Annotated in this window: 6 protein-coding genes; all 6 read right to left on the bottom strand. The window is 62.3% G+C overall.

What is annotated here, in order from left to right; genetic code table 11:
• Positions 1 to 481, bottom strand: a 481-nt coding sequence (locus EOC06_RS33025) for a dATP/dGTP diphosphohydrolase domain-containing protein (RefSeq protein ID WP_128309764.1), incomplete at its 3' end; no start/stop codon positions are given.
• Positions 481 to 1044, bottom strand: coding sequence for a hypothetical protein (locus EOC06_RS33030; RefSeq protein WP_206631308.1), 564 nt, complete (start codon positions 1042 to 1044; stop codon positions 481 to 483). The genes EOC06_RS33030 and EOC06_RS33025, both read right to left, overlap by 1 nt.
• 4 nt (positions 1045 to 1048) lie before the next feature.
• Positions 1049 to 1441, bottom strand: a complete 393-nt coding sequence (locus EOC06_RS33035; RefSeq protein WP_128309766.1) for a hypothetical protein — start codon at positions 1439 to 1441, stop codon at positions 1049 to 1051.
• The gene (locus tag EOC06_RS33040) at positions 1410 to 3422 is read right to left on the bottom strand and encodes an AAA family ATPase (RefSeq protein WP_128309767.1); all 2013 of its coding nucleotides are present in this window, start codon (positions 3420 to 3422) and stop codon (positions 1410 to 1412) included. Before EOC06_RS33040 ends, EOC06_RS33035 begins: the two co-directional genes overlap by 32 nt.
• Positions 3415 to 3645, bottom strand: a complete 231-nt coding sequence (locus EOC06_RS33045; protein ID WP_128309768.1) for a hypothetical protein — start codon at positions 3643 to 3645, stop codon at positions 3415 to 3417. Before EOC06_RS33045 ends, EOC06_RS33040 begins: the two co-directional genes overlap by 8 nt.
• On the bottom strand, positions 3635 to 4618 hold a 984-nt coding region (locus EOC06_RS33050; RefSeq protein WP_206631309.1), incomplete at its 5' end, for a metallophosphoesterase. The genes EOC06_RS33050 and EOC06_RS33045, both read right to left, overlap by 11 nt.

Raw genomic sequence — 4618 nt, forward strand, 5'->3', positions numbered from 1 at the left:
GCCAGTGCCCATCCACGATGGGGATCGGCACGCCTGGCTCGGCCGTGTTGACCGGCGCAGCGGTCGCGGCCTGCTGGCGCTGACGAAGGCGTTCCTGGTGAACCTCCTTCAGGCGCTCGACCCACTCCTCACCCTCGTAGAGGAGATCGGCTTCGACCGGGGACTTCGGCCGGTTGTCGATCAGGGTGCCGTGGGCCGCCGCGTCGATCAGGATCGTGCAGCACGCCTTGACCGCGCCCAGGTTTTTGACCAACGTGTCGCGGGTCAGCTCCTCGCCAACCTTCCACAGCTGGAGGTGGCGCATGGCGGCTTCGACGTAGGTCATGGCTTCGACCATGGTCTCGCGCCAGTTGAGGGGCTCGTACTTCAGCATCCCGTCGTAGAGCGCCTCCAATTCAGCCAGCTGGGCGGAGAGCGGGATGTAGCCGAGCGGTGGCTTCTTATCGCCGAAGATCGCCTTGGGATTGGTGGGCTTAGCCATCAGATCACCTCCGCCAGAGTGCCGACCCAGGTGACGACGTCATCGACGCCGTCGATCTCGTGCTTCCTGTTGTGAGGACGCCTCAAGATGAACGTCTTGTGGCCAGCGCGCTCGCCGCAGAGGGCGTTCTTGTAGTTGTCCTCGATCCAGATGCCGGGGCGCAGAACCTCAAGCCACTGAGACTTGGACTGGCCGAGAGGCAGGCAGATCACACGGGGGAAGGCATCACCGAAGCAGTCCCGGAGGTTCTGGACACGGCGATTGACAATGCTCGGATCGTCCGAGCAGCTGGTGAGGACCGTCAGGGTGTGTCCCTCGTCCTTCAGTTGCCTGACCATTTCCAGAGCGTCATCGTACGGCTTCAGCTGACCGAAGGCCGGGGACGAGTTGAAGATCTCGATCAAGCGGAATGTTGCCGCGTCTTCGATACCAATCCACTCAGCCATGGACCAATCACGCGGCCTTGGCTCGGCAGGTGTATGTCCAATCTCCACGAGGAAATCGCGGAAGCCCCCAACCCAGTCGAGTAGGACGTCGTCGCAATCAAAGATGAAGTGCTTCAAGGTATCAGCTCCCATGGAAGAACCTCCGCGGTGCGGTCGGTTTCCGGCGGGGGATCAGGTACTGGACGACCCAGCCCTGGTCGATCGACTGGGCCATCTCGTGGGTGCCCTGGTCGAACTTATGACGGGCGTCCTTGAGCACCTCGTCAAACTCTGCTGCCCACTCAGTTCCGCAGCGCTTGATCGCGACAACGTGCTGGCGAACATGCGACCGGCCCAGTTCCTTGATGTCGGCTGGGCGGGGACATGCAACGGGCAGGGTGGAGATTGCTGTTGGTCCGAAGCGGGCCACCAGCGAGTGGTAGGGGAGACCCAGACGACGGGCGACCATCGAGAGATTGCCGCCCGTCTTCCGGATTTCTTCTTCAACTAGAATGTCGATTGATGTTTTTTTCATTTGCCTCAAGCTCAATGTAGTAATCGGCTTGAGGGTATTTGTGACTGACCAACAAGATCTGCGAGATGCGACTTGCGAGGTACTCTAGGGTAAGAGCAGTATTATGGGCGCGGTCGGCATCCATGGACGCGTCGATCTCGTCTCCCAAGAAGACGGAGAACACATTGTTGGTCAGAACCTGACCCAATCCAAGACGAAGCGAGAGGTTCGCTACAGCCTTGCCGGAGCCAGACAGTGTGTTGATCGGCTGGCCGTCCACGGCGATCTCGAAGTCTTCGTCGACCTCGATCACATTCCGCTGCCCTCCGGTCATCTTGCTGATGTAGTGGCTCGCCACCTTGTTCAGCGACGGGATCAGATGTTGTTTGACCAAACGGCGGAGGATCGTCAGCGCCTCACGGCCCTTGCGATAACCCTGTTCGGTCTCACGCTGCGCCTTGATCTCCTTCTGGCGGTCGCCGTAGGCCTTGCTGTCGCGCTTGTAGGTGGCGAGACGGTCCTCGTAGATCTTGGCGGCGTCGTAGTTGGCCTCCAGCAGCCGGAGATCGCTCGGGACCGACGCGAGCTCGGCGGCCCGCTCCTCGTCGATCACGCGGTTGACTTCCATCTCCTGCCACGCCTTGCGACGATCATGGTAGGAGGAAAGCTCGTGCTCGTAGGCCAGGCGGTCCCGCCAGAGGGCGTTGAGCTCCTTCGACGTTGCCGAGGCCGGCTCCACGGCCTCGAGCTCTGCACGGCGTCCCTGGGCCTGGAGAGCGGCCTTGAACTCCGCCACCTGCTGGCGGGTATGCACGGGCGCCACCGTGTCCTTGACGCGTTCCCAGTCGTCCCTGACCTTGTCGAACGCCTGCAGCTGGCGACGGGCAACGTCGACGTTGACCATGTCGGGCTTGGAGGGACGCTGGACGTCCTTGAGAGCGACGGTCAGGACCGTCTTCTCATACGTGATCTTCTCGATCCGAGACTTCTCCATCGGCCATTCGTGATCGCACTCGGGACAGGTGTGCGTCCCGACGTCGAGCAGATCCTGGTGCTGCTTGGTCAGATGATCCAGGCGTTCAAACTGACGGAGCAGCTCGACGTCGGCATCGGCCTTGGCGATCTGCTCGGCCGTCATTGTCGTCGGGTAGCCCCGGCGGATCTTCTCGCGCAGCTCCCAGTCGTCGATGCCTTCCTCGGAGAACTCCGGGGGCGGCGCCGGCAGGCGCTTGAGCTCGGCCTGGGCCGCCTCGTAGGCGCGGGCCAGCTCCAGCTCCTCTTCCAGATCCAGGGCAGACCGGCAGGACGTCTTCACCGGCTCCACGGGCTGCGCCAGCCGCGGCTGGGCGAGGCGGCCCTTGATCTGGTTAAGCTCGTCGCTCAACACGCGCTGCGCGTCACGGAGCTCGGCGAGCTCAGTGCTGTTGATGTAGCCTTCCGGCTGTTCCAGCTTGGTGGGCTTCACCAGGCCGACTTCCATGCCGTCGATCAGCGAGGCCAGGCTGTTAGCCTCCTGGCCGCACCACTTGGCCAGCTCGTCGATCACCGACAGGCCGATGACGCTGTCGACCATGGCCTTGCGTTCAGCCGGTCGCATAGAGCCGAGCTTCTCGATGTCACCCTGGTTGGCTACACACGCGGTGTCGAACACCTCGAGGCCGAAGCCCAAGATCTCGACGACCTTGCTGTTGACGCCCTTCTGGCCGGTGGCGGTCGGATTGCCGCCGCGGAATAGCTTGGCCGAGGTGATTGTCCGGTCGACGGTCCAGGCCTCGCCCTTAGCGGTGAAGGTCAGGGCGGCCTTCAGGTTCTTGTAGTCTTCGGCCTTGCCCCGCAGCGCGGAGGTGCCGAAGAGGCAATACCGGATCATCTCCAAGATGACAGACTTGCCGGCTTCGTTCGGGCCGGTGATTGCACCGAAGCCCTTCTGAAAAGAGAAATCCCCCGACAGGGTCCGGCCTGTCGAGGGGAACGTCACACTATAGGTCAGGCGATTAAGCACTCGGCCACTCCTTGCATTTTCCTTGGGATCGCGCCTTGTTCACAGCGCTCATGACTATGTCGTGCAGCACTTCGTGGAAGTACCGGGCAGTCTCGGCGAACGTTTCGACGCTGCGCTGGGCGTTGAGTTTCAGCGCCTCAATCACTTGCCGCTCAGCAAGGACGAGACCCTCTGTGGTGAGCCACTCGTCCATCGCCTTGATGATCTGTTCCTTACTCGGCAACACGGCTCTCCTCGTACCGGGTCAGGATCTGCGAGCGGACTTCGTCCGGCACGCCGGCTTCCTCGAATGCCTGACTGAAGAGGGCCATGATGTTGAAGTCGCCCATGGCGACCTCCTCGGTCTCTTCCTCGTCCACGCCGATCCGCTTGAAGCTGATCTGCAGACAGTCGACCTCCACGTCCGTGCTCTTCTCGCCGGGGGCGAGCAGGACGCGGACGCACTTGTCGCGGAGGTCTTTGCCGGCCAGCTCGTCGAGCGGGAGCGTGACGTACATCTCACCGTGGTCCTCGCCCTGGGCGTAGGGCTGCATCGAGCCAACCTGGACCACCGTGACGCCGTCCCGCTCGAACTCGTCGGGCAGGTGGACGTGGCCAGTGTAGGCGATCGCGCAGCCGACTTCGGCCAGGCGCTTCGTCGGGATCAGGTTGCCGTCGCCGAAGATCGTGTCCCAATGGCCGAAAGCGACGTCGATCGGGTCGGTGACCAGGTCTGCGGCCGGCGTGGTTGGGTGGAACGGGAAGAAGCCGACGCGATCGCCGCCGATCTTGCAGAAGTACCCACCGTTGGTGTGGCGGATGACATGGACGTTCGGCAGATTGCCGACGATCAGCTCGAACAGATCCAGCGCGCCCTTCTTCTCCAGATCCCTGGAGATGTCATGGTTGCCGGCGATGACGAAATACTCGGTCTTCGGGTTCGTCCGTGCGGCCTGCAGGAACGTCCAGGCGGCCTGGAACACGATGTTGTAGGGCACCGCCCATTTGTCGAAGAGGTCGCCCATGCAGATGAAGGCGTCGAAGATGCCCGACGCCCTCATGCGCTGCTGGAAGTCGACCAGCACCATCTTCTCACGGAGACCACGCTTTTCAAGCGAAACACCTCGGACGAAGGCTCGTCCGAGGTGCGGGTCTCCGAGAATGCCGACGCTGGCGGCGCCGATTTCAATCTCGGTTATGCGGTTCATGTTATGCGG

Origin of the sequence: Mesorhizobium sp. M7A.F.Ca.MR.362.00.0.0 (assembly GCF_004023175.1) — a bacterium.
Classification (GTDB): Bacteria; Pseudomonadota; Alphaproteobacteria; order Rhizobiales; family Rhizobiaceae; genus Mesorhizobium.